This window comes from Kocuria sp. HSID16901 (genome assembly GCF_003989425.1).
Taxonomy (GTDB): domain Bacteria; phylum Actinomycetota; class Actinomycetes; order Actinomycetales; family Micrococcaceae; genus Rothia; species Rothia massiliensis.
Map to the genome: position 1 here is coordinate 151,433 of NZ_RBLM01000004.1, position 22,761 is coordinate 174,193.

The following is a 22,761-nucleotide window of genomic DNA, read 5'->3' on the forward strand; positions in this document are numbered from 1 at the left end:
CACGAAGAGGCACCCCACATTTTGCGCGGCCGGGTGGCCAACGTGGGGTGACGGCGGACGTGGTCCGCACGCACCCTACCCTACGCCCAGCCCCCGGCAGGCTTCCACGCCACCAAGCTTCCGGCTTAACTGTTCCCGAGCGCCTCTCTCCCGTTCGTTGGCGAAGCATCGCTAAACTAGGGACAACTCTGTTGACCACCAAGAAATGAGGGCACTCATGGCAATGCAGGAATCCCACACCATCAACGCGCCGATCGACCAGGTTTTGGAGGCCTTCAGCTCGGAGGACTTCGCCCGCCACGTGGCGCAGAAGGCCGGCGTTGGTTTCGAGAGTCTCTCCGTGGACGGCGACCGTTCGTCGGCGTTCACCGTTACAACCGTTCGGTCCGTCGGAGCCGATAAGGTTCCCAGCATCGCCCAGAAGTTCGTGGGCAACGGCGTCAAGCTGACCCAGGTCGACGAATTCAGCGCACCGCAGGGCGATGGCTCGCGCACCGTCGAAACCACCATCGATGTGTCCGGAATGCCGGTTTCCGCAACCGCTCACCAGAACCTCACCTCGAAGGGCGAAACGACCGTCGTGGACGTCAAGGGCGAGGTCAAGGCCAACATTCCGTTGGTGGGTAAGAAGATTTCGGCCGCCGCGGAGCCTTACATCGGCAAGGCCCTGTCGCTTCAGTCCACCACGGCCGAAGCGTGGATCAAGGACCACAACTAATCAGGCCGATCACCCGTTGAAGGGTTGATTCCCTCCCCGCCCGTCCCCACGAGGGTTTCGGGTGGGGAGGCGGCTTGTGACCGCACCGTAGCCCGCGCACCCGATCTAGAGGACTTATGACGACGACGCTGCAGGACGAGGGGTACCATCAGGGCCGTTTTGGGATGAAGCTCCGCGAAGGCAATACCGGCGGTCTGTTGATGATCGCCGCCATGGTTTTGGGGCTTCTTTTCGCCAACACTCCCCTGGCCGACGGCTATTTCGAGGTGCGGGACGCTCATCTCGGTATCCCCGGTGTGGACAGCGCATTCCATACCGTTGGCGAGTGGGCCTCCGAAGGCCTGCTTGCGGTGTTTTTCTTCATGACGGGCTTGGAGCTGAAATCCGAGTTCGTCGATGGCGAGCTTCGACGGATCCGCAAGGCCATCGTGCCCGTTGCGGCCGCATTCGGCGGCGTTGCGGTGCCGGCTGTCCTCTACACCGTTATCAACCTGATGTCCGGCGACGCCGCAACCCTGAAGGGCTGGGCGACCCCTACGGCCACCGACATCGCGTTTGCCGTCTCGGTGCTCGCCGTTGTGGGCTCCGCGTTGCCGACCGCCATGCGGACCTTCCTGCTGACCTTGGCCGTGGTGGACGATCTCATCGCCATCGTCATCATCGCGGTGGTGTATTCCGAAGGTTTCAACGTTCTTTACCTGGCGCTGGCGATTCTCCCGGCCGCCGCGTTTTGGGTCTTGACTCACCGATGGCCGCGCTTCTTCGCGTATAGCCGGTGGGCCGCATGGGTCATCTTGTTGCCGATCGGCATCGTGACCTGGGTCTTGATCTACTCGGCGGGGATCCATGCGACCATCGCCGGTGTGCTCTTGGGCTTCATGGTTCCTGTTTTGCATCGTTCTAAGCCTCGCGCCGGAGAAGCTCCCATCGGACTGGCGCCTCGCCTGTCTCACCGTTTTTCACCGTTGTCGAACGGCATCGCGATTCCCGTCTTCGCTTTCTTTGCCTCGGGCGTGGCCGTTGGCGGATGGAGCGGAGTCATTGACGCGTTCACGGACCCGGTCGCGATCGGCGTCGTCGTGGGGCTGGTTGTGGGGAAGACGATTGGCATCTTCGGGTCGACGTGGGTCTTGACACACGTCAGCTCCGCAGAAATCGATGAGGACATGACCTGGACGGACGTGTTCGGGCTGGCCATGATGGGCGGCATCGGGTTCACGGTAGCGCTATTGGTCGCCGAATTGAGCTTTGGTCTGGGAACCATCCACGACGACCACGCCAAGGTCGGGGTGCTCAGCGGGTCCTTGCTCGCGGCGGTCCTCGGCGGCATTCTGCTGAGCTTCCGCAATGCGCATTACAAACGCCTACGAGCCGCCGGCCACCCCGTCGATACCTACGACGGCGCCCCGCCGGACGCCTCCGAGGCCCACGAGGCGGAAGCGGCCGATACCGAGCCACGTGCTTGGGATCGCCCCCACGGCTGACGCCGACACACGCTTCCTGCATTCTGAAACCACCGACCAGTAGACCCTGGGGAACCCATGCAGAACCACCCGCAGCTTTCCGTCATCGTTCCGTGTCATAACGGCGTTTCAACCTTGCCCATGCTCCTGGAGTCCCTCGAAGATCAACACCTTTCGGTGAACGCCGAAGTTCTCCTGTGCGACAACGGCTCCACCGACGACCTTCGGGGCTTCGTCCGGCGCTGGTCTAGTTCTGTTTTCGACCTGAGGTACGTGGAGGCGAGCGCGCACCGAGGAGCGGCCTTTGCTCGAAACCGAGGGATCTCGGAGGCCCGAGCGGACAAGCTAGCTTTTTGCGACGCAGACGACGCCGTGGGCCCGGTCTGGATGCGCTCAGCGATCGACGCGCTGGACGCCGAACCGGTCGTTAACGGTTCCGCTCTCTCCGTTCCGGCGGACGTCTTCAGGAGCACGAATCGACTCGCCGAGGTCCGTGAGGCCCGGTTGAGGCACGACGTCCCCGGGCACCTTCCGTTGGCAGGAATGGGAGATGTTGCCCCCGCGCTGATGGGAGGCAACTTTGCCGCTCAGAGGACGTATCTCGTCGATCTCGGAGGGTTTGACGCCAGCATGTGGCGCGGCGGAGAAGACAATGATTTGTCCTATCGCATTGCGGCAACCGGCCTGAAATTACGCGAGACCGAAGGTATGGGAATTCTCTATCGAGACCCTGCAAACCTTTCGTCCAGTCTTCTCAAGAGCTTTCAGCACGCCCGGTCGCTGGCGTTGGTCTGCGCGCGTCACGATGCGTGGTCAGAGGCGCGCCCTTACGAGCGCCATCCGCTCGTGACACTCGCTCGGTGCGCTGGTTCATTCGGTAAAATGCTCCTCGGAAAAAAGCAGAAAGACCTCGCATCCGTGGCTTCTAGGGCGAGTACTGCTCTCGGTCTCCTGGACGGCCTGGTTCGTTACACGGTCTTCCGCAGAACCCCCGAGAGCCAGGTGTCCCGGGGGTTGGTCGATGAGGGTTGACCTGTCCGTCTAACCGTCAGGAGATCACCATGACACGCATCTGCCTCGTCAGCGGCGGCGACGAAATCCGGCAACGCTCGTATATCAATCACGCGATCTACGCGCGCGAACACGGCCTGGATTACCGCTTGGAATGCGGCATTGATCCGCAGATCGTTACCAAGTACGACTACAAGATGTCCATCGTCCGCCGCCTGATCCATCAGTACGACTGGCTGGTGTGGATTGACGACGACGCGTACTTCACCGATTTCGAGTCCGACACCCTTCATGAGCTGGTGGAAGAGGCAGAACGCGATGACCAGTTTCTCGTGATCGCGGAGGGCCCCCTAGAACCCAATGGTTTTTGGTCGAAAATTAATACCGGTGTCTTCTTGATCAAGAACTGCCCGGAGAGCGTCACGATGCTCGAAAGTATGTCGGGCGAACCCCTCGAATCCATCCGAGACTGGTGGGATGACGAAGCATACGGGCTTTTCACCAACGGCGACCAAGACCAAATGTGGTGGTATTTGTGCACCACGGGTCTCCTGGAGCGGACAAAAATCGTCGGTCACCGACGTCTCAATTCCCGGGGCCATTATTACGAGAATTCGCTGGACGACGCATTTGTGATGCATTTTTGTGGCTACCCCGACAAGGCCTGGGGCGCGGCCCGATTTGCGCGTCGATTTCCGGATCAAATCGGCCAAGAACTCGTGCCCAAGCATCTCTTGGACAAATATTCCGTGGCCGTGCGCGACCCCCTGGGGCCGACCCAATATTCAATCCGCGACACCAAAATTCGTTCGATCGGTGCCGTCAAGAAGCGGTTGCGTCCGCTCGTGCACGCGTGGCGAGAGCGAAAATCCACGAAGTAGCCCACGTCAGAGCGAACCGGGCGCTAACGAACGACCGTTGCGGCGTCTCGGGAAGCTTCCTCCGCCGCGACCCACGCGAGCATGGCACATTTGACGCGAGCAACGTATTTGGAGACCCCCGCAAAGGCCGCGGCGTCGCCGAGAACCTCCTCGTCGGGCTCTTCCGTACCCCGTGAGCGCAGCATCTGTCGGAAATGATCGACCATGGCGTGAAATTCTTCGAGGGTCATGCCGGGCGACATCTCCGCGAGAACCGAAGCGGCTGCCATCGAAATGGAGCACCCGTCGCCTTCCCACGTCAGGGAGTCGATGCGCTCCCCGCCGTCATCGAGATGCACACGCACGATGATGTCGTCGCCGCACGTGGGGTTGTATTGGTGGTTCTCTGCGACGTGCTGCGCTGGCTTACTCGTGAGCCCTTCCCCGGAACGCTTGCGGGAATGGTCCAGGATGATTTGCTGATACAGCTGTCCAAGATCGCTCATGGGACGAATTCTTTCTGTCGCCGTTAGAGTCCGAAGAAGCCGCGGACGCCGGCGAGTTCTTCAAGGAAACGGTCTACGTCGTCGGTCGTGTTGTACAAATATGCGCTGGCTCGGGTGGACGCGGTGATCCCCAGGGCTCGGTGGAGCGGCTGCGCGCAGTGGTGGCCGACTCGAACCGCAATCCCCCGCGAATCCAGAATCTGTCCGACGTCGTGAGGGTGGACGCCGTCGACGTCGAAAGAGACCAGGCCAGCCCGTTCCGTCCCGGCAGCCGGCCCCAGCAGGCGCACCCCTTCGATGCGTGTAATACCTTCGGCGAGCCGCTGACCGAGTGTGGCCTCCCACTGGCCGATGCGGTTCATACCAACGTTGTTCAGGTACCTGACCGCCGCGGCCCAGGCGACGGCCTGAGAAACCCTTTGCGTTCCGGCCTCAAATTTCATGGGCGGTTCCATGAATTCGGCATCGTCCATTGTCACTCGGGTGATCATGGAACCACCGGTCAGGAACGGTGGCAGATCCTTCAAGAGTTCACGCCGACCATATAAGGCACCGATGCCCGTAGGACCCAGCATCTTGTGGCCGGAGAAGGCCGCGAAGTCCACGTCGAGCTCGTGGAAATTCACCGGCAGGTGCGGGACGGACTGGCAAGCGTCCAGAACGGTCAGGGCCCCGTGCCGTCGGGCGAGGCCGACGAGGCGCGCGACGTCGGTGATGGAACCGAGCACATTCGACACGTGGGTGAAAGCCACCAGTCGAGTACGTGTACCAATCACGGTGTCGGCGGCGTCGTAGTCTAAGAGACCGTCGCTCCCCAGAGGAATGTACCGGAGTGTAGCGCCAGTTCGGGCCGCGAGCTGCTGCCACGGAATCAGGTTGGCGTGATGCTCGATTTCGGTGGTCACAATCTCGTCGCCGGGACCCAGCGCAAAGCGTCGAGCGGATTCACCGCCGAGACCCGCAGAGGCGTTCGAGAGCGAGTACGAGAGCAGGTTGAGAGCTTCGGTGGCGTTGGATGTCCACACCACCTCATCGGTCTGAGCGCCGACGAAATCCGCCAGGATTTGGCGGGCATCTTCGAAGGCGTCCGTGGCTTCCACGGCCAGGCTGTGGGCGCCGCGATGGACGGCAGAATTATTGCGCTCGTAGTAGGCACGCTCGGCGTCGAGCACCTGAACCGGGTTCTGGCTGGTCGCCCCGGTATCGAGGTAGACCAGCCGGTGGCCATCGACCTGGCGGTCGAGAATCGGAAAATCCTGTCGGATCCGTTCGACGGCGGCGTCGTCGAGGGGCTCTGGTACCGGTGGAACGCCCGGTGTGGTCGCATCACTCATACGCACCATCCTAAGTGCCTCGTTCTGGCGAGCCGACCCCACGGACTTACGGCTTAACGGGCGTGAAATTTCTGTTGCGTCTCCGTGAGCCCCGCCGTCATCACCATCTCGACGGCGTCGGCGGCGTCGACCAGCAACATCGGCAATTCCTTGGATTCCGCGCTGGAGAAGCCCTTCAGCACATAATCCGCGGTGTCCATTCGGCCCGGTGGGCGGCCGACTCCTACGCGCACCCGGACGTAATCCTTGGTGGACAAGGCCTTGGAGATGTCGCGAAGCCCGTTGTGTCCACCTTCTCCGCCACCCCGTTTGAGCTTGATGGTGTCGAAAGGAATATCGATTTCGTCATGCACCGCGATCACGTGCTCGGGGTCGACGCCGTAGAACTGCGCGAGCGCAGAGGTCGGGCCGCCGGAGGTATTCATGTAGCCGGTCGATTTCGCGAGAACCACCCGCGGACCACCGATGCCTAAACGCCCCTCAACCACCACGGCTCCTGCTTTGTGACGTTTGAAGGATGCGCCCATGCTGCGGGCGATCGTGTCCACCACCATCTGCCCGACGTTGTGTCGGGTGTCAGCGTACTGCGGGCCGGGATTTCCCAGCCCGATCACGAGCCACGTTTCGCTCACGGTCATGCTCCTCGTTTCCGGTGCGCCGGCCTTGAGCCGGCTCTTTATTCTCTCGTGTTCGGGCTGGATCCCCTACCCAGACACGGGAAAGGCCCGTCGATCGAAACCGACGGGCCTTCCTGAAATGTCGACGAATTACTCGTCGTCGGAGGACTTTTCTTCGGAAGAATCCTCGCTGCTTTCCTCGGAGGACTCCTCGCCCTCTTCGCCTTCTTCGGTGGCCTCTTCCTCGTCGCCGAGATCCTGCTCGACCTCTTCGGAGACGTTCACGATCAGAAGCTCGGGGTCGGAAGCCAACTTGACGCCCTCGGGCAGCTCAAGGTCGGAGGCGAGTACGTGCTCGCCGTCGTTACGGCCTTCGATGTCCACCAGGATTTCCTCGGGAACATCCAGCGCGTCGACGTCCACGAGGACGACCTGCTCCGGCTGGGTCCACAGGTTACCGGGGGCAACCTCACCCTCGACGGTGACGGGGATTTCGACCTCAACACGCTCGCCGCGGCGAACGGTCAGAAGGTCGAGGTGGTAAATCTCCGGACGAATCGCGTGACGCTGGATGTCCTTGATCATCGCCAGGTGATTCTTGCCGTCGATGTCCAAGGACAGAACGGCGTTGGGGTTACGGGCGGCCAGCATGGTCTCGTGGCCGGGAAGAACGATGTGGATCGGCTCTGCCCCGTGGCCGTAAATGACGGCGGGAATCTTGGAGTCGCGACGGATACGGCGAGCAGCGCCCTTGCCGAATTCGTGGCGCTCTTCTGCGGAGAGCTTGGTGCGGTCAGCCATGCTGAACCACCTTTCTTGTCGGAACGAACTGTTTGTGCGCCAAGTTGAAAGCTAACTGGCGCGGTTCCGTACGGGTGAGACCCGCGGTGTTCTCGCTGACCAGCCATCGTCGATCACGGAGGGGAATCCCTCCCTCGCCTTGGCATACCGCACCATTATGCGGCATCGACGGGACCGCTGACAACCTCCAGCCCGCCCAGATATTCCCGGAGTGCTTCGCGATGATCCTTCGGCGTGAATCCGGCTTTCTCGATCGCGGTGAGGTCCAATGCGGAGTTACTCGGCCGCGGGGCCCACACCGAGGTCGTCGCGAAGTATTCCGCCGTGCTGGTGGGCGACACCGACTCGGGGTCATGTCCCGTCAGCCGAAAAACCTCCCTGGCCAACTCGTGCCAGGTGATCACGGGCCCCGAGTTAGACAAGTGGTAAACGCCATATTCGGCTCCACTGGCAAGAAGGTGAAGGATCCCGTCTGCCAGCTCAGCCGCGAACGTCGGCCGCCCCTGCTGATCCGCAACCACCTTGGGGGCGACGCCGCGCTCGGCAAGTTGACGCATGATTCCGACGAAGTTCTTCCCTTCCCCGATCACCCAGCTGGTTCGGACGAGGTAGTGCCGCGGTATCGCGCGCACCGCCATTTCGCCGGCGGCCTTGGACTGGCCGTACACGGACAGTGGCGCAACGGAGTCCTCGGGCGTGTACATCTGATCCTGAGGCTTTTGCCCGTCGAAGACGTAATCGGTAGAGACATGCACCAGCGGTATCCCAGCCTCGCGGGCGACGTCGGCGAGCGCCGAAACCCCAGACGCATTGACCTTCCATGCTTGGGCGCGCCCGTCGGGAGTTTCTGCGGCATCCACGGCCGTCATCGCCGAAGCATTGATAATCCCTCGGTACCCCCGCCACCGGTAAGACTCTTTCCACGATTCAGGATCGCTGAGATCCAGCTCCCGCCGATCCGGCGCATGGAAAGGAATTCCTCGTTCCTTCAAGAGGTGAGTCAGCGCCCGACCCAATTGCCCGCCGGAGCCCACCACCAAATATGGTGCCGGAGCGATCGGAGCGACGTCGGCGAGACGAGGATGGTGGCGGTCTTTATCCGACAGCTCGCACTCGTCCAGGGGAATGGGCCAGTTGATGTCCACGGCCTCGTCGGCAAGATTGAGGAAAGAATATTCCGACTGCGCCTCCGGTGACCAATGGTCATTGACCAGGTACGTATAGGCGGTGTTCTCTTCCAGGGTTTGGAAAGCGTTCCCCACCCCCCGCGGAACAAATACCGCACGGGACGGGGATAATTCGATCGTCACCGAGGCGCCGAAACTTTCCCCTTGGCGCAGGTCCACCCACGCCCCAAAGATCGATCCGGTTGCCACCGAGACGAACTTGTCCCACGGCTCGGCGTGGATTCCACGAATTGTGCCGCGTCGGCCGTTGAACGAAATATTGTTCTGGACCGGCCCAAAATCTGGAAGTCCGGCGGCCAGCATCTTCTCGCGTTGCCAGTTTTCCTTGAACCAACCGCGGTTGTCCCCATGAACCGGAAGCTCCACCACCACGAGGCCGGGAATTGACGTCGTCGTGATGGTCAATTCATTCGAGCTCATTGGCCGGCCTCCGCGTAACGCGTCTCGACGGCAGCTTTCTGCTCTTCCCACCACTGCCGGTTCTCTTGATACCACTCGATGGTGGCCGTGAGGCCAGACTCGAAGTCCTGATGTTGAGGTTCCCATCCGAGCTCTTCGCGGAGTCGACTCGAGTCGATCGCGTATCGCAGGTCGTGTCCGGGCCGGTCCCGCACATGGTCGAATTCGTCGTCCGGCCGTCCCATTAAACGCAGAATGGTTCGCAATACCGTGATGTTGTCCCGCTCGCCGTCCGCGCCAATGAGGTAGGTTTGCCCGCGCGCCCCACGATCGAGAATCAGCTCGACGGCAGCCGAATGGTCAGCGACGTGAATCCAATCCCTCACGTTGCGCCCCTCTCCGTACAGTTTGGGGCGACGCCCCGTGAGGACGTTGGTGATCTGACGAGGAATGAACTTTTCGATGTGCTGATACGGACCATAATTATTGGAGCAGTTGCTCAGGGTCGCGTCGATCCCGAAGGAACGTACCCAGGCTCGCACCAACAAGTCGGATCCGGCCTTCGTGGACGAATAGGGTGACGAAGGGTTGTACGGCGTGGATTCCGTGAATTTCGCGGGGTCGTCATACTCGAGGTCACCAAAAACCTCGTCCGTCGAAATGTGGTGAAACCGGACCGAATGCCGCCGCACCGCTTCGAGCAAAGTGTAGGTGCCGACGAGATTAGTCCGCACGAAAGGCGATGGGTCGGCCAACGAATTGTCGTTATGAGTTTCCGCGGCAAAATGCACCACGGCGTCGGAGGACTGCACAAGATCATCCACCAAGCTCGCATCCGCGATGTCCCCCTGGACCAGCTCGACTCGCTCCCCCGGCAACACGTCCAACGACGAGGCGCTCGCTGCGTACGTCATTTTGTCCAGAACCACGACCCGATGATCCGAATGTTCGACCAGATGATGGACGAAATTCGAGCCGATAAACCCGGCTCCCCCAGTAACCAGAATTGTTCCCATGCAGATGATTCTAGGTCAGCTCTCCCCCGCTGTTCTGCCGAACGGGATATATTGTGGACGATCAATGGGGTCTCTCGGGGGACGAGACCCATTCTGCAGTTCGCGACGAAAGGACGCCGTTGAAGGGCATCATTCTGGCTGGGGGCACGGGAAGCCGACTGCACCCGATCACGCTGGGCATCAGCAAACAACTCACACCGGTATACGACAAGCCGATGATCTACTACCCGCTGTCAACGCTCCTTCTCGCGGGCCTCGACGACATCCTGATCATCACCACCCCCGACGACGCCGCGCAGTTCCGTCGCCTCTTGGGAGACGGCAGCCGATTCGGCATCCACCTCAGTTACGCAGTGCAGGACTCTCCCGATGGGCTGGCCCAAGCATTCATCATCGGCGAGGAACATATCGGTGATGATTCCGTAGCCCTCATTCTCGGAGACAACATCTTCTACGGCCCGGGGCTTGGAACTCAATTGCGTAAATACTCAGATGTTAAGGGTGCGACGGTCTTTGGCTACAGGGTCGCGGACCCTACGGCCTACGGGGTCGTCGAATTCGATGAACAGTGCCGCGCTGTATCCATTGAAGAGAAGCCCAAACTACCCAGGAGTAACTATGCGATTCCCGGGTTGTACTTCTACGACAATCGTGTCGTCCAGATGTCACGGGAATTGACTCCATCGGCTCGTGGAGAACTCGAGATTACCGACCTCAATAATCGGTATCTCGAGTCCGGGGAGCTTCAGGTCGAAATCCTGCCCCGGGGAACCGCCTGGCTGGACACCGGAACCTTCGACTCCCTGGCCGACGCCGCGGCATATGTCCGCACCGTCCAGGCCCGCCAGGGACTTTCCATCGGCTGCCCCGAAGAAATTGCCTGGAGAATGGGATTCCTCGATGACGACGGGTTGCGCAAGAGTGCACAAACACTTCTCAAGAGCGGATACGGAAAGTATCTTTTGGATCTATTAGATAACTAACTATTTTTCGACCATCTACGGCACAATAAACGGAGAATTGCGGCGCCCAATAGCGATCCTACAATTCCTCCGATGGTGTTAAAGACGGCATCGGTTATATCGAATTTTCGTGCACTCAAGAAAAGCAACTGAGTGAGCTCGATGGACATGGCTCCCAGCGCCGAGAGTACCCACCACACCCAAATCCGGAGCCTCGGGGCGACGAGTACGAAGCATGCTGCCAAGGGAACGAAGACCAAGGCATTCATGGTCTGTTCCACATCTTCGGGAGAAATATGACTTCGAAGCCACGGCGTGGGCGTCGCCATGAGCCAGATCTGAATCAAGATGTTGCGGATTTGCCCGCCGTTAGGCCAAAGGAAGCACGCGGCGGCAATCGCGAGCAGGACGGCCAGCACCCCACCGACGACTCGCCGCAACCTAGCCAGCCGACGGGTGTGGCGAAGATCCCTCGGAGCTTCCCCGAAGAACAAGTTTGAGGGCACGGGAATTCCTTCGATGATGTTAGATTGAACTTTGTCCGTGAACGAGCTGAGATCGTCTTTCTCGACGGCCTCATCACGTTTGTAGCAGAACCGCCGCACAATAATCCCTGACAGGGCAGATGGGGCTACCCTCGAGGAACTCAATGACATTACTGGATTTTATTAGGCTTACTAGGGCAAACATAATTTTGCTCGTGGTTGGAATCTTAGTTGGCGCGCTGGTCGGGTACGGGACAACCCTGATCCAGCCCAAGACCTACGCCGCGACCTCCTCGGGGTATGTCACCCTGGGCAAGTCCGAAGATCCCACCACCGGCAGTGCCGGGGAAATTCTTTCTGGCGACGCCGCCGCCCAGTCCAAGGCCAAGGCTTATCTTCCGCTGATCACCAGCGCTCCCGTGGCACAAAAAATCGCTTCCTCGTCGAAAACGAGCCTCGATGCTGCCGCGATCCCCTCTCACCTCGAGCCTTCCGTGGAGGACGGTTCGACGCTGATCCGAGTTCGAGCGACCGCCAGTTCCCCTGAGGACGCCGTGGCATTGGCGAATGCCTCACTCAAGGCAACCGCCGACACCGTCAACGAGATCGATGGTTCACGGTCTGTTCGAGTGATCCCGCTGGATGATGCCCAAAAGCCCGGTTCCCCCGTGGGTCCGAACGTCAAGAAATACGTCTTATTTGGCGCCGCGGCCGGCCTGATCATCGTCTATCTGGTCGTCTTCATCCGTCGTTTCATGGATGTGCGAGTCCGCACCACGAAGGACATGGAAGAATCCACCGGCCTTGGAGTCCTTGGAGTTTTACCCAAGACCAATGCCCTCGATCAGAACAGCTTCTTGGAAGACGCCGCTGACCATCAATCCGCGGAATCTCTCCGTCAGCTGCGCACGAATCTGCGCTTCGTTAGTGTCGACCAGCCGCCGCGTTCGATCATCGTGACTAGCCCCAACCCTGGTGAAGGCAAGTCAACGGTCACGTCATCCTTGGCGCACGCCTTTGCCAAGGCCGGCCAGCCCACGGTCCTGATCGATGCCGATCTGCGCCGCCCGACGATCGCCAAGATTTTCGGTATCGATAGCGGCGTCGGTCTCTCGCAGGTTCTCTCAGGCCAGGTCGGCATCGAGGAGGCCATCCAGCGGTTCCACGAGAGCGAGCTTTACGTCGTGCCCGCCGGTCGCATCCCACCGAATCCCTCCGAGTTGCTCGGCTCTGCCAAGATGCGCAAGCTCATCGAAGAACTCGCTCGGGAGTACCTGGTGCTCATCGACGCCCCGCCGTTGTTGCCCGTGACCGATGGGTCTTTGCTCTCCACGAGTGTTGACGGCGCCATCTTGGTCACCAAGGTGGGGTCCACCCGGAGGGATCAGGCAGAAGGCGCGAAGGCCATGATCGACAAGGTCCAGGGCAACGTCTTGGGCGCCGTCATGAACATGGCCCCGGCCAAGGGCATCGGCTCGCAGTATTACGGCTTCGGCTACGGCGGCTACCGTTCGGAGTACAAGTCGTACTACGGCCGCTCGGGCCAGGGCTCCGAGTCGGCGGGTACCAAAAAATAGTCATCTAAGGATTGCCGCCACCGAACATCGGGGGCGGCAATCCTTCTCCGCAAGGCCACCTGGGCATCGGTGAGGAGGATTCCGTGGACGCATACGAGGTGGGCGATCGGATCAAGCTGGGCCATGCCGCCCTGCAATCTCTCGCCGATCAGGCCGATGTGGACCTGATCCATATCAAGGGGTATGCCACCGAAGATGGTTTGTACCCGCCGCTGCGTACCAGCAGCGACGCCGACGTCCTAGTTCGCCCCAGACACGTGGCACGTTTCGTCGAGGCCATCAGAAACAGAGGCTGGGAAGAAGTGGCCAGCTTCGAATCTGGGTCCGCGTTTCATCATGCCGCCACGTACCGACACGACTGGTGGGGTCCGGTAGACGTGCATCGTCTCTTCCCGGGATTACAAGAGGACCCAGATACCGCCTTTGAACGGCTCTGGGAAGATCGCCAAAAGGCTCAGATCGCTCATTTCCCGTGTACCGTCTTGAGCCACCTCGATCAGGTACTTTTCGTCCTATTGCACACGGTCCGCGATGGCTCCCGAGGAAACCACGATTCGGCGCATCTCCACAAGATCCTCTCCGAAAAAGACTTCGAACGGCTCTCCCAACGAGCCAAGGAGCTTCGCGCCGAGGTCGGATTCGCCGCCTGGCGCGGCACACTTGATGAATACCGTGGCCACCCCGACTACCTCCTGTGGAAGTACATGATGGACGGCGGATCGCGCCTCACCGAATGGCGAGCTCGCCTGGCCGCCGAAAGAACTCTTCGAGGCAAAGCAACCACTCTCGGCCGCGCTTTCCTGGTCAACACGGATCATCTGGCCATGAAGTTGGGGCACACTCCCACTCGTGGAGAAATCACCAAACAATGGTTTGTCCGGCTCGGTCTGGGAACCCGCGATGTCACCCGGGGCGCCCTACAACGCATCACGCCAAAGTCTCGAAGGGGATAAAAGTTCATGCGAATTGCCGACGACGTCGCTTGGGTCCGGTCCAGCTCCGAGGCCAGGGACTATTGCCTCGTCGCGAAGGTCCCCTCCCAGATGCCCTTAGAGCTCAAGGGCTCGGCCATCTACCTGTGGGAGTGCTGGGCCGCAGGAATGGACTTCGAGGAGTCCGTGACGGTTCTTGCCGAGATGTTCTCGGAAGATCCCCAGACGGTGCGCGCCCAGGCGAGCCAGACGTATCAGCACTTGCTGGACCACGGTCTGCTCGTCGAGGACCCCGCTGGAGATTGCGCAGCGGACTAGCTCACATGCTCGTCGAGGTAGGCCTTGATCTCGCGTTCAAAACGGGCGTAGCCAAAAGTTTCCGCGTGGTCACGGATCGCCTGGGGATCAAACTGGCCCCCGTCAAAGGACTCTAGGGCTTCCCGGATGTCCGCGGGCCAGGGCTTCTCGATGTACACCCCGGTTTCCCCCGGGCGAATGGTGTCCAAGAATCCTCCGGCATGCAGCGCGATGGTCGGCTTGCCAAAGGCCGCGCCCTCCAACGGGGTAATGCCGAAATCTTCGTAGGAAACCGCGAGAACGGCCGCACAATGTGCGTAGGCCCATCGCATCTGGGATTCAGCCAACCCGCCGACTAGCCGCACGTTGTCAGGGAGGTTCTGCCTCAGCTCTTTTTCCATCGGCCCCGCCCCGATCACGAGGAGACGGTAAGACGTCCCACGCACGGCGTCGATGGCGTGCTGAATGTTTTTATAGGGAAGCAACCGAGAGACGATGAGAAAGAAGTCTCCGTTCTCCCACTCAACGCCGGGAATTCGCTCTTGGTCGGCGTCGCGGTCCACGCTGTGTGGTGGGAAGATCGTGGGAGCCTCGATCCCATACACGGAGGCGATGCGGCGCTGAACGACCGTCGAATTGGCAATGTACGGCTGATGGCGTTGACGCGCGGACCAGCGGTCCCAACGCGTGAGGCTGGGCCGCAGCGCCGCGAGTACCTTCGCCGTCAGCCCGCCTTCGGCCTTGTCGCCAAGGTACTGGTCGCTGAGGTACAGCCACCGTGCCGGGCTGTGGCAGTAGACCACGCTGCGGCCCGTGGCCTGAAATCCGTGGGCCCACCCCGTGCTGGAAACGATGGTCAATGGTGCCGGGACCCTAAGGAGTCCGGCGGCCAAGGGCAGCAGCGGCAGGGCCAAGCGATGCCGGCGTCGCAAGAAGGCAACCTTATTGAGAGGAGACGTGACGATGTGAGCGTCACGGAATTCCGGGAACGTCGTCTCTGGGTCATACATGGTCGTATAAATGGGGGCTTCGGGGAAGGCACGGTGCAAAGCGAGCACGACCCGTTCGGCGCCGCCGCGCTGCGTCAGGTAGTCGTGGGCAATCGCGATCGGCACATGCGACCGGGGCGACGAATGACGTCGCAACGCCCGTCCGAGCCTGGTCAGGGTCACGTACATGGCTGGCTCCTCAGAAGGTCGTGCGGGCGCGGCCCGGGTGGCGGATTCCGGAGAGTCCGGCGGCTTCGACGCACAGCGCTACGAGCTTGCGGCCCAATGTCGCGGGAAGTACCGGAAGTAACCGATCAACGAGGCGAGACACGGCTCGGGCAACGGGTTCGGTCATGACGGTGGCCAGCGAACGGACCGCCCAGCCCCAGGGTCCTCCGGGTTTATGGGGCGGGCCGAGGGCTTCGCCGCCGTGGGTGAGCACGAAGATTTCGCGTGCGGCACCGGAGTGAAGGGATCGCAGAGTGCGCCCCTCAGCGGTGAGGGCGGGTCCGTGGTGTTTTGCCGTCAGCGACGGGTCGATGCGAACCGACATTCCGGAGGCCGCTAACCGGTAGCCCATGTCGACGTCTTCCCAGCCGTAACGACGATAGGCCTCGTCGTAGCCGCCGACACGTTGATAGGCCGCGCGGGTGGCCGAACAGTTGGCCGCCCAAAATTTCCAGTGCGTATCGGGGGAACTCCGACGGGCCTCGGCGATGAACGCATCATTGGCCGGGCGGCCGTATGCCTGGGCGTAGGCCCCATCCGGAAATATATTGGTGGTCAGCCCAACCACAGCCGATAAGTCTCGTCCTCGATGAGCGTGAATGTGGCGGTCCACAAAGTCGGGGCGCGGTTCGAGGTCGTCGTCGCAACGGATGATGACGCGACCGCGAGCCATCTCGATTCCTTGGTTGAGTGCTCGAGATCGTCCCTGATTCTCCTCGAAGCGGTGCACTCGAAGCGTCTCGAATCCATCCGCCTGGTATTGCTGGACCAGCGTCAGGGTGTCGTCAATGTCTCCGTCGATCACCACGATGACTTCGAAGTCCGACCGCGTTTGATTCCGCAGGGCATCGAGGGGAAAGTGCAGGCGCGCACGTCCACCGCGGGTCGGGATGACGACGGATGCGGCTGGTTCTGCGGTCACGGACGATTCCTTTCGGCACGAGAAGTGAAGGGAAGGTGCAGACGATCCGCCAGTTCTCGAGTGCGGACCGCACCGGCCCCGGGCGATAAGCGCTCCGCCCAACGCTCGTAGGACATGTGAGTCGCCTGGGAGAGGCGGAGCGGGTCTTCCGTCATGACGTGATGGAGATTTTCCAGGGTGTGCGCCAGGGCTTCACTATCTCGGGCGGGATAGACCCACTCATGGTGATTCCCGACGACGTCAGGTAATCCGCCGTCGTCGCTGACCACCAAGGGCATGCGAGCGCTCATGGCTTCGGCCGCCACCAAGCCGAAGACCTCTCCCCACTCCGACGGAACGCACAAGACATCGATCGTCGGATAGAAATCCCGCGGGGCAATGAATCCGTGGCGTACCACGGTGCCCTCCGGCAGGTCGTCAAGGGCTTGCTCCACTCGGCGTGATTCCTCGTCGCTCACGTGTGCCGAACCGCCGCTGAGATGCAGCTCGACGGTCAACCCGTTCTCTTGCACTCGTCGAACCGCGGCGGCCAGTGTGACCACGCCTTTCAACGTCGAGATCCGGCCCATAAACCCAATTCTGAGGGTGGGATTGTTCGTGGGACCCGCGGATCGCGGCGTCGCCTCGACGCGTGGGACCCAATTCGGAAAGGCCTGGAACCCGGTGACTTCTTGCGCCGCAAAGTGTGATGGAACCAGTCGCGCTCGAGCACCGAAGGAGGCCACTCGTGCCAGCAGGCGTTGGAAACCCACGGGGATTTGATGCAGGTGGACAATGCGTCGCGGGTGCAAACTCATGGCAAAGGATGGAACGAGCCCGTTGCACCAGACCCAGTCACGGCGGTGGCGAATGCCAAAGAGCGTCAACTTGAGCAGGTAGTCCCGGCGGCTAGACGCAGCCAGCTCGACGACGTCGAACCCTTCGGCCCGCGCACGGGCCACAGTGTCCCCTGGAGAGCTCGGGCCAACGATCGTCGCTTCCCGACCCGAATCACGCAGAGCGTGCGCGATAGAGAACATCATGTTCTCGCCGCCAGAGATATCGCCGTTATTGGTGGCGATGTAGATGCGTCGTGTTCCTTTCGCGGATGCTCTTGAAGGCTTCACTTTCGCCCCAGGCCCGTCGCTGTTCCGGACGATGAGCGTATGTTCAACAGTCCCGGAGCTTGAGTACCCGCTGCTTCGTCTTCATGGCGTGCAGCACGAATTCCGGCTGCCATCACGAAGGCCCAGGACGTGGTCAAAAAGACGTCGCCGAGCTTCCACGCACAGATGAGGACGGCAAGGGCTCCCGCTTGGACGATCACACGTTCCGTGGTGGTGGCTCCTGAGCGTAGAAGGCGCCCTCCCACGAACACCGTGAATCCCACAACAGCAATCAGGAGGACGAAGCCTCCCTCGATCTGGAGTTGCCAATATCCGTTATGGAAATACCAGGTGTGTTCCTCCATGACAACGGTGGCTTGGCTCAAACCTCGGCCGTACCACGGCGAATCCTGAAGCTTGGCGAAGGAAGCGGCATCAATGCGGTCACGAAGAGCATCGGTGCCGGTCCGGTCCGAAAAGACGCCGATCCGGGCGAAGTTCTTTTCGACGTTATCCACGAGCCACATGATCACGAGGGCACCAATGACCTTGAACGGTAACGACACCCTGCGAGAGAAGAGCATCCACAAGACCGCGACGGCGTAGGCGGCTAGCGAGGTTCGAGATCCCGTCAGCCACAGGGGTACCCCCAGCCCCACGAAAATGGCGATCCCGACGCGCCGATGCTCGTATGCAATCAACGCCAGCACGGCTCCCACCGCGTAGTTGAGACCGGCCTGGTTCTTGTCTCCAAAAATTCCCGTGAGATATCCGCCGTACGTGTTCGACGTCAATCCCAGATAGAACAACAGAACGTTGATCACCAACATCGCGATGAACCCGCGAATCACGGACCGGAAGTGGAGCCGGCCCGAGGCGAGGACCAGCGCGAAGATCACCACGCTACCCACTCGGAATATTCGTCGGGTCCATTCTCCTGTGGTGGCGTACCCCGCCACCATCGAAACCACCACGGCGAACCCGAGTCCAAGAGACAACACCACGAGCCACCAACGGACGTCGGAGGAGAAGGTGTATCGGGGGCGGCGCAAGAAGGCCACACCCACCCCAAGGAGGACGGCTACATACGTGATGGGGAGCTGCCCCGGCAGGCCAGGAGCCGAGGTGCCCACGAAGGCAGCCATGCACCCGATCATGAACTCGAGCAAGCGCAACGATCCGGCTTCGGACACGACCGTCTCACGGGCCCGCGTCAACAGGCTCCGTGACGTCGGATCGAGTTCCTTGCGAACGGTCATACTCCACTTCCCCCACAGCGTTCTCGATGCTGATCGCTCGAATAGGCGTCGGCTATGGCGGCCGTCATTTCATCGATGGTCGTGAGATCCCCCGATTCGACGGCGCCAGCAGATAACGCCGCCTCCATATCACGTGCCAATCCGTGAAGACTCATCTTACCGTGCAGTAACCTTTCGCGCGGCAGAATTTCGGCATTTCCTCCGACGTCATTCGCCACCACCGTGACCCGTGCGGCTACGGCATCAAGCAATGTATAGGAGTAGTTCTCCCAAGCCGAGATTTGCACCAAAACATCAGCCTCCGCCATCGCTTCCACGGGATCCATGAACCCAGCGAATTCCACGGAGTCTTCCAACCGTAGCCCCCGTACGAGGCCGCGAAGGGAATCCCGGAGCGGCCCGTCTCCGGCGATGACTAGGCGTGCGTCGCGTCGCTGCTTCTGGACCAGTGCAAAGGCGCGAATGACGTCGTCGAGGCGCTTTTCCTCGGCGAGTCTCGACAATGTGAGGAAAGTAGGCCTTGGGTCAGGGAGCTTGCTCGTCCGGCGTTCCTCCACTTGCTTGCGAATCCGGCCGGCGTCTACTCCGTTCCGAATGACTCGGACCCTCGTTGCTCGCCACTTGGAGATCATCACACGACGAGTCGACTCGCATACCGCGATCTTCCGGTCGGTCACGCGCAAACGGGCGCCGTGAAGCATGCGCATCATCAAGCCCCTCCAACGCCGAGATTGATAGGTCGAGTCCTCCGGCGCAATGCCGTGTTCCGTCGTCGCCAGCAGCGGTGTGGGGTATCCACCGGCGAGAAAAGCTCGAACCTTGAGGTAACCCACCACCGACGCCGCAACCACGTCGGCGAAAGCCAAGTGGGAATGCACGAGATCCGGGGACAGTTCCGCGATCGTCGAGCGGAGCGTCCTCACCGATCTCACGTAACCGTGCCCCGTTCCGAAAGGCCCTGTGAGCACACGAACGCCGCGTTCCCGTAGCCGGTCCGCGAGCGCTCCCGCCGGGCACAGGACCACGACTTCCCATCCCGGGATTCCTCGTTCGGTTACGTCCAAGACGTGCCGGGCAACCCCTCCAATTTCCGGTACGGGCACCAACCAGAGTGCACGGGAACGGCTCATCAGATCCACTTCTCCAAACGCTCCAATGCGGTGAAGAAACCCTCCCCGTTATTGACGTGACCCTGCCAGATTTCGGGGATGAATGAGGCCTTCGGTGCCAGACGCCGGAGTTGGGCCCCGAGTGCCGCCCAGTCGACGTCGCCCTCGCCTACCTGCACGCCTTCACCATCGACTCCAGTGCCGTCCACGAGGTGCAAGTGAATGGATTCCGGGGCGAGCATTTCCACGGCTTCGGAGAGCGGCAGACCCAGGAAGTTCGCGGCCAAGACGGTGTGGCTGATATCCAGGCACAGGGCTGTCCCGGTCGCGCGTGCGAATTCGGCCGTGTCCTGGGGATCCAAGAAGAGATTGTGGAACTGTTGGCCTCCCATGAGCCACGGGAACGGCGGCAAGGTCTGCGCGGCAAGGCGCACTCCCGAAGTATCCAGCCGTTTCAAGGCTTCCGCGATGCGCTCATACTTGACCGCCCGCTCACCCGCGGAAATATGGCCGTCCTTAGTGAAGCCACCCATCGTGACGACCATGATCGGGTCGTCGTCCACGGTAAAGTACTGGGTCAGGCTCCTGGTGATGTCGATGGTGCGCTGAACCTCGGCGATCGAGCGTTCCCAATGCTCGGCCTCAGGAGAGGCGAGATCAACGAGGAAGTCCCCCGAGAATAGGTCGGGCAAATGCGTCGTAAAAGACATCTCGAGCTTGTGGTCGAAGACGTCCTCAACGTTGATCTCCAGATCCTTATAGGAAAAATGGAATTCCAAAAAGTCCGGGGTCGAGTGCTCGATCAGCCCGCGGAAGTCGTGATACCGAACCGGCAGGCCCCACGGTCGGTCAAAGCTGAAACCGCCTCGTCGAATTGCGGCATCTTTGAGGTCGCCCTCGTAGAAGAAATCCCCTTGCGCAACCGAGCGGTGAAGCGTGCGGCCGATCAGGGCGTTCAGAGCATTCGGTTGCAGCCCTCGCCCCGGGGACTTCACCGTGACGTCCTCGGCGGTGACGACGTCGCCCACCGACAAATCTCGCGTGGCCACCAGAGATTTCGCCAAGTTCACGCGATTCATGTGCTCGCCCGTGGACACCGCCCGGGGCCCCGCCGAGCCGATGGAGGCTTCGACGTCGCGAATGTTTCGGACCATGGCCGCGAATTCTTCGGGAAGGAGCGATACTTGGTGGTCGTTACCTTCCAAGGATTTGTCCACCGTGAAGTGCTTTTCGATAATTTTGGCCCCGCGAGCGACTGCGGCAACGGCCACATGGTAGCCACGCTCATGCCCCGAATAACCAACCAGGCACTGGCCAAGTTCTGCCAGTCGGTCCATGTATGCGAGGTTGACGTCCTTGTACGGCGCCGGATAGGTGGATTGGCACTGCAGGAGAGCAAAGCTCGCTCCGGTCTGCCGCAAGAGTTCCACGGAACCCAAGATTTCGTCTTCCCGAGACATTCCGGTCGAAACCAGCAGCGGCACGCCCCGCCGGCCCATCTCGCGTAGCAATTCGTGGTTGGTCAGGTCTGCGGAGGCAACCTTAAGCCCCGGAATGCCGTATTCCACCAGCGCGTCCAGAGAGGGAACGTCCCACGGGGTGCACAGCACATCGATATCGCGCTGTTTACAGTGGTCGAAGACGTCGTACATTTGCTCGACGGACAGGGAGAACTTCGACAGAAGGTCCAGCGTGTATTGCGCGCCCAGGTCCTCGCCAGCTGATTTACCCCCGGACTGACGGTAAAGAGCGTCCATATCCCGTAGCTGGAACTTTACGGCGTCGGCCCCCGAATCCACGGCGAGATCGACGAGCCGTTTAGCGAGGTCCGGATCGCCCTGGTGGTTATTGCCGATCTCGGCAATGACGAACGCCGGGTGATCCTTACTGATCGTGTGACGTCCGATTTTCAATGAATCTGAGGAGTCTTGGGCAATCCCGATGAGATGACCGCGCTCGTCGATGAGCGGTAGATGCTCGATTCCGTGACCGAAGAGTCCCCTCAATTCGGCCGGTTCGCTCGTGTGGGAACACGTGCGCGGTTGCCGATTGGCCACCTGCAGGCACGCCGTGGTGAGGTCCGCGTCGGGATGAGCCAGGAGCCAACGGCGGAAGTCTCCGTCGGTCAGGGAACCCTCGAGGATTCCCGAAGCATCCACACAAAAAACGATTCGGTGACCATTGGCCGAAATCTTTTGCAGGGCGGTGAGCACCGAATCTTCCGAAAACACCACATAGGGAGTGACATTGCGCTCGATAATCACTGGTTGAATCCTTCGCTGGAGTGATTTGGGTAGGTTTCTCGAAGCTGTGCTTCCGCGACGGCGAAATCGATGGGCGTATCGATATCCACTCCCTCGATTTCATCCATGATGAACAGTTCGATCTTTCCGCCGAGGCGGTTATGGAGCCGGTCATATATCCCGGCAGAGGTGACGTAGAGGGAGCCGTTTTCCCTGTAGCGGTAGGTCTCGCGGGTCAGCTCTTGACGGCGCGGCCGATTCATCACGTCGTATTCCGCTCGTGGGGTTTCTCCGGCCGCCCAAATAAAAGGCCCCTGCGGTATGACGCCGACCATCGAGTCTGCCTCGCTGGCAAGGAAATCGCGGACCGCCCGCGCAATGGTGCCGGGCAAACGCAACGGCGACGTTGCTTGCAACAACACCACGGCATCGGGGTCGAATCCACGGTCGCGATATTCCGCCATGGCATGTTCAATGACGGGCTCTGTTGCGGTGGTGTCTTCCGCGAGTTCGGCCGGACGCATGAATGGAACTTCGGCCCCGGCCTCCCTCGCGATCTGGGCGAGTTCCTGATCATCCGTTGAAACGACGACGCGGAAATCGACCTCGCCGTGTACGTCGCGCTGCGCTTGAAGCGCCTGCATCACGGTCCATTCCACCAGTGGCCGGCCCGCAATCGGCAGCAGATTCTTGCGACGTATGCCTTTGGAACCGCCCCTCACGGGGATAACACACAGGATGTTCTTCATGGAGTCCATCAC

22 protein-coding genes are annotated in these 22,761 nt (G+C 60.9%); 8 read left to right on the forward strand and 14 right to left on the reverse strand.

The genetic code is table 11. The features are described 5' to 3' along the window. Window positions 1-217: 217 nt before the first annotated feature. From D8M21_RS07290 to D8M21_RS07305, 4 genes are all read left to right on the forward strand, one after another. Window positions 218-718: a DUF2505 domain-containing protein gene (locus D8M21_RS07290; protein WP_048679460.1), complete on the forward strand. Its 501-nt coding sequence runs from the start codon at window positions 218-220 to the stop codon at window positions 716-718. Between the two features lie 116 nt (window positions 719-834). Further along, entirely contained in the window at window positions 835-2,202 is a 1,368-nt protein-coding gene (nhaA, locus tag D8M21_RS07295; RefSeq protein WP_065424225.1) for a Na+/H+ antiporter NhaA, read from the forward strand. A 57-nt stretch (window positions 2,203-2,259) separates the two neighbouring features. Further along, window positions 2,260-3,213 (forward strand): glycosyltransferase family 2 protein, encoded by a 954-nt coding sequence (locus D8M21_RS07300; RefSeq protein WP_048679463.1) that lies wholly within the window; start codon window positions 2,260-2,262, stop codon window positions 3,211-3,213. 29 nt (window positions 3,214-3,242) lie between these two features. Further along, window positions 3,243-4,073: a hypothetical protein gene (locus D8M21_RS07305; protein WP_048679466.1), complete on the forward strand. Its 831-nt coding sequence runs from the start codon at window positions 3,243-3,245 to the stop codon at window positions 4,071-4,073. 23 nt (window positions 4,074-4,096) lie between these two features. Here D8M21_RS07305 and sufU read toward each other — a convergent pair whose 3' ends face one another. The 6 genes from sufU to rfbB form a co-directional block, all read right to left on the reverse strand. Beyond that, window positions 4,097-4,558 carry a Fe-S cluster assembly sulfur transfer protein SufU gene (sufU, locus tag D8M21_RS07310; protein WP_048679469.1) on the reverse strand — a complete coding sequence of 154 codons (462 nt, stop codon included), beginning with the start codon at window positions 4,556-4,558 and terminating at the stop codon, window positions 4,097-4,099. Window positions 4,559-4,581: 23 nt separating this feature from the next. Then, the gene (locus tag D8M21_RS07315; protein WP_048680013.1) at window positions 4,582-5,892 is read right to left on the reverse strand and encodes a cysteine desulfurase; all 1,311 of its coding nucleotides are present in this window, start codon (window positions 5,890-5,892) and stop codon (window positions 4,582-4,584) included. Window positions 5,893-5,945: 53 nt separating this feature from the next. Continuing rightward, on the reverse strand, window positions 5,946-6,524 hold the full coding sequence (gene pth, locus D8M21_RS07320) for an aminoacyl-tRNA hydrolase (protein ID WP_048680015.1): 579 nt from the start codon (window positions 6,522-6,524) through the stop codon (window positions 5,946-5,948). A 135-nt stretch (window positions 6,525-6,659) separates the two neighbouring features. After that, window positions 6,660-7,310 (reverse strand): 50S ribosomal protein L25/general stress protein Ctc, encoded by a 651-nt coding sequence (locus D8M21_RS07325; protein ID WP_048679473.1) that lies wholly within the window; start codon window positions 7,308-7,310, stop codon window positions 6,660-6,662. 155 nt (window positions 7,311-7,465) lie between these two features. After that, window positions 7,466-8,917, reverse strand: coding sequence for a dTDP-4-dehydrorhamnose reductase (rfbD, locus tag D8M21_RS07330; RefSeq protein WP_048679476.1), 1,452 nt, complete (start codon window positions 8,915-8,917; stop codon window positions 7,466-7,468). Then, window positions 8,914-9,912, reverse strand: a complete 999-nt coding sequence (gene rfbB, locus D8M21_RS07335; RefSeq protein WP_048679480.1) for a dTDP-glucose 4,6-dehydratase — start codon at window positions 9,910-9,912, stop codon at window positions 8,914-8,916. The genes rfbD and rfbB overlap by 4 nt, the downstream gene beginning before the upstream one ends. A gap of 119 nt (window positions 9,913-10,031) precedes the next feature. Here rfbB and rfbA point away from each other — a divergent pair, with 119 nt between their 5' ends. Further along, window positions 10,032-10,895 carry a glucose-1-phosphate thymidylyltransferase RfbA gene (gene rfbA, locus D8M21_RS07340; protein WP_048680018.1) on the forward strand — a complete coding sequence of 288 codons (864 nt, stop codon included), beginning with the start codon at window positions 10,032-10,034 and terminating at the stop codon, window positions 10,893-10,895. On the opposite strand, the gene D8M21_RS07345 is transcribed toward rfbA, so the two are convergent. Continuing rightward, window positions 10,892-11,380, reverse strand: a complete 489-nt coding sequence (locus D8M21_RS07345; protein WP_161970376.1) for a VanZ family protein — start codon at window positions 11,378-11,380, stop codon at window positions 10,892-10,894. The genes rfbA and D8M21_RS07345 overlap by 4 nt on opposite strands. A gap of 194 nt (window positions 11,381-11,574) precedes the next feature. On the opposite strand from D8M21_RS07345, the gene D8M21_RS07350 reads away from it, so the two are divergent. The 3 genes from D8M21_RS07350 to D8M21_RS07360 all read left to right on the forward strand — a co-directional run bounded on the left by D8M21_RS07350 (window position 11,575) and on the right by D8M21_RS07360 (window position 14,186). Then, the gene (locus D8M21_RS07350; protein WP_238651140.1) at window positions 11,575-12,936 is read left to right on the forward strand and encodes a polysaccharide biosynthesis tyrosine autokinase; all 1,362 of its coding nucleotides are present in this window, start codon (window positions 11,575-11,577) and stop codon (window positions 12,934-12,936) included. A gap of 83 nt (window positions 12,937-13,019) precedes the next feature. After that, window positions 13,020-13,889, forward strand: coding sequence for a nucleotidyltransferase family protein (locus tag D8M21_RS07355; RefSeq protein WP_048679489.1), 870 nt, complete (start codon window positions 13,020-13,022; stop codon window positions 13,887-13,889). Window positions 13,890-13,895: 6 nt separating this feature from the next. Next, window positions 13,896-14,186: a hypothetical protein gene (locus D8M21_RS07360; protein WP_048679492.1), complete on the forward strand. Its 291-nt coding sequence runs from the start codon at window positions 13,896-13,898 to the stop codon at window positions 14,184-14,186. Here the strand turns inward: D8M21_RS07360 and D8M21_RS07365 are convergent. From D8M21_RS07365 to D8M21_RS07395, 7 genes are read right to left on the reverse strand one after another with little or no spacing between them, the layout of a single operon-like run. After that, a complete protein-coding gene (locus tag D8M21_RS07365; RefSeq protein ID WP_048679496.1) occupies window positions 14,183-15,343 on the reverse strand; it encodes a glycosyltransferase in 1,161 nt (386 codons plus the stop codon). The genes D8M21_RS07360 and D8M21_RS07365 overlap by 4 nt on opposite strands. A gap of 10 nt (window positions 15,344-15,353) precedes the next feature. Then, on the reverse strand, window positions 15,354-16,304 hold the full coding sequence (locus tag D8M21_RS07370; protein ID WP_048679498.1) for a glycosyltransferase family 2 protein: 951 nt from the start codon (window positions 16,302-16,304) through the stop codon (window positions 15,354-15,356). Next, entirely contained in the window at window positions 16,301-17,410 is a 1,110-nt protein-coding gene (locus D8M21_RS07375) for a glycosyltransferase family 4 protein (RefSeq protein WP_048679501.1), read from the reverse strand. The genes D8M21_RS07370 and D8M21_RS07375 overlap by 4 nt, the downstream gene beginning before the upstream one ends. Further along, a complete protein-coding gene (locus tag D8M21_RS07380) occupies window positions 17,407-18,648 on the reverse strand; it encodes an O-antigen ligase family protein (RefSeq protein WP_048679503.1) in 1,242 nt (413 codons plus the stop codon). Before D8M21_RS07380 ends, D8M21_RS07375 begins: the two co-directional genes overlap by 4 nt. Continuing rightward, the gene (locus tag D8M21_RS07385; RefSeq protein WP_048679505.1) at window positions 18,645-19,778 is read right to left on the reverse strand and encodes a glycosyltransferase family 4 protein; all 1,134 of its coding nucleotides are present in this window, start codon (window positions 19,776-19,778) and stop codon (window positions 18,645-18,647) included. Before D8M21_RS07385 ends, D8M21_RS07380 begins: the two co-directional genes overlap by 4 nt. Then, window positions 19,778-22,021 carry an N-acetylneuraminate synthase family protein gene (locus D8M21_RS07390; protein WP_048679506.1) on the reverse strand — a complete coding sequence of 748 codons (2,244 nt, stop codon included), beginning with the start codon at window positions 22,019-22,021 and terminating at the stop codon, window positions 19,778-19,780. The genes D8M21_RS07385 and D8M21_RS07390 overlap by 1 nt, the downstream gene beginning before the upstream one ends. Next, window positions 22,018-22,758 (reverse strand): acylneuraminate cytidylyltransferase family protein, encoded by a 741-nt coding sequence (locus D8M21_RS07395; protein WP_238651180.1) that lies wholly within the window; start codon window positions 22,756-22,758, stop codon window positions 22,018-22,020. The genes D8M21_RS07390 and D8M21_RS07395 overlap by 4 nt, the downstream gene beginning before the upstream one ends. Window positions 22,759-22,761 lie beyond the last annotated feature (3 nt).

What these genes read in the sequence shown, in the direction of transcription:
- nhaA (WP_065424225.1), top strand. Translation starts at nt 835, where the DNA reads ATGACGACGACGCTGCAGGACGAGGGGTACCATCAGGGCCGTTTTGGG.
- D8M21_RS07395 (WP_238651180.1), bottom strand. Translation starts at nt 22,758, where the DNA reads ATGGACTCCATGAAGAACATCCTGTGTGTTATCCCCGTGAGGGGCGGT.
- D8M21_RS07290 (WP_048679460.1), top strand. Translation starts at nt 218, where the DNA reads ATGGCAATGCAGGAATCCCACACCATCAACGCGCCGATCGACCAGGTT.
- D8M21_RS07305 (WP_048679466.1), top strand. Translation starts at nt 3,243, where the DNA reads ATGACACGCATCTGCCTCGTCAGCGGCGGCGACGAAATCCGGCAACGC.
- sufU (WP_048679469.1), bottom strand. Translation starts at nt 4,558, where the DNA reads ATGAGCGATCTTGGACAGCTGTATCAGCAAATCATCCTGGACCATTCC.
- D8M21_RS07385 (WP_048679505.1), bottom strand. Translation starts at nt 19,778, where the DNA reads ATGAGCCGTTCCCGTGCACTCTGGTTGGTGCCCGTACCGGAAATTGGA.
- D8M21_RS07365 (WP_048679496.1), bottom strand. Translation starts at nt 15,343, where the DNA reads ATGTACGTGACCCTGACCAGGCTCGGACGGGCGTTGCGACGTCATTCG.
- rfbD (WP_048679476.1), bottom strand. Translation starts at nt 8,917, where the DNA reads ATGAGCTCGAATGAATTGACCATCACGACGACGTCAATTCCCGGCCTC.
- D8M21_RS07360 (WP_048679492.1), top strand. Translation starts at nt 13,896, where the DNA reads ATGCGAATTGCCGACGACGTCGCTTGGGTCCGGTCCAGCTCCGAGGCC.
- D8M21_RS07325 (WP_048679473.1), bottom strand. Translation starts at nt 7,310, where the DNA reads ATGGCTGACCGCACCAAGCTCTCCGCAGAAGAGCGCCACGAATTCGGC.
- D8M21_RS07300 (WP_048679463.1), top strand. Translation starts at nt 2,260, where the DNA reads ATGCAGAACCACCCGCAGCTTTCCGTCATCGTTCCGTGTCATAACGGC.
- D8M21_RS07315 (WP_048680013.1), bottom strand. Translation starts at nt 5,892, where the DNA reads ATGAGTGATGCGACCACACCGGGCGTTCCACCGGTACCAGAGCCCCTC.
- D8M21_RS07380 (WP_048679503.1), bottom strand. Translation starts at nt 18,648, where the DNA reads ATGACCGTTCGCAAGGAACTCGATCCGACGTCACGGAGCCTGTTGACG.
- rfbB (WP_048679480.1), bottom strand. Translation starts at nt 9,912, where the DNA reads ATGGGAACAATTCTGGTTACTGGGGGAGCCGGGTTTATCGGCTCGAAT.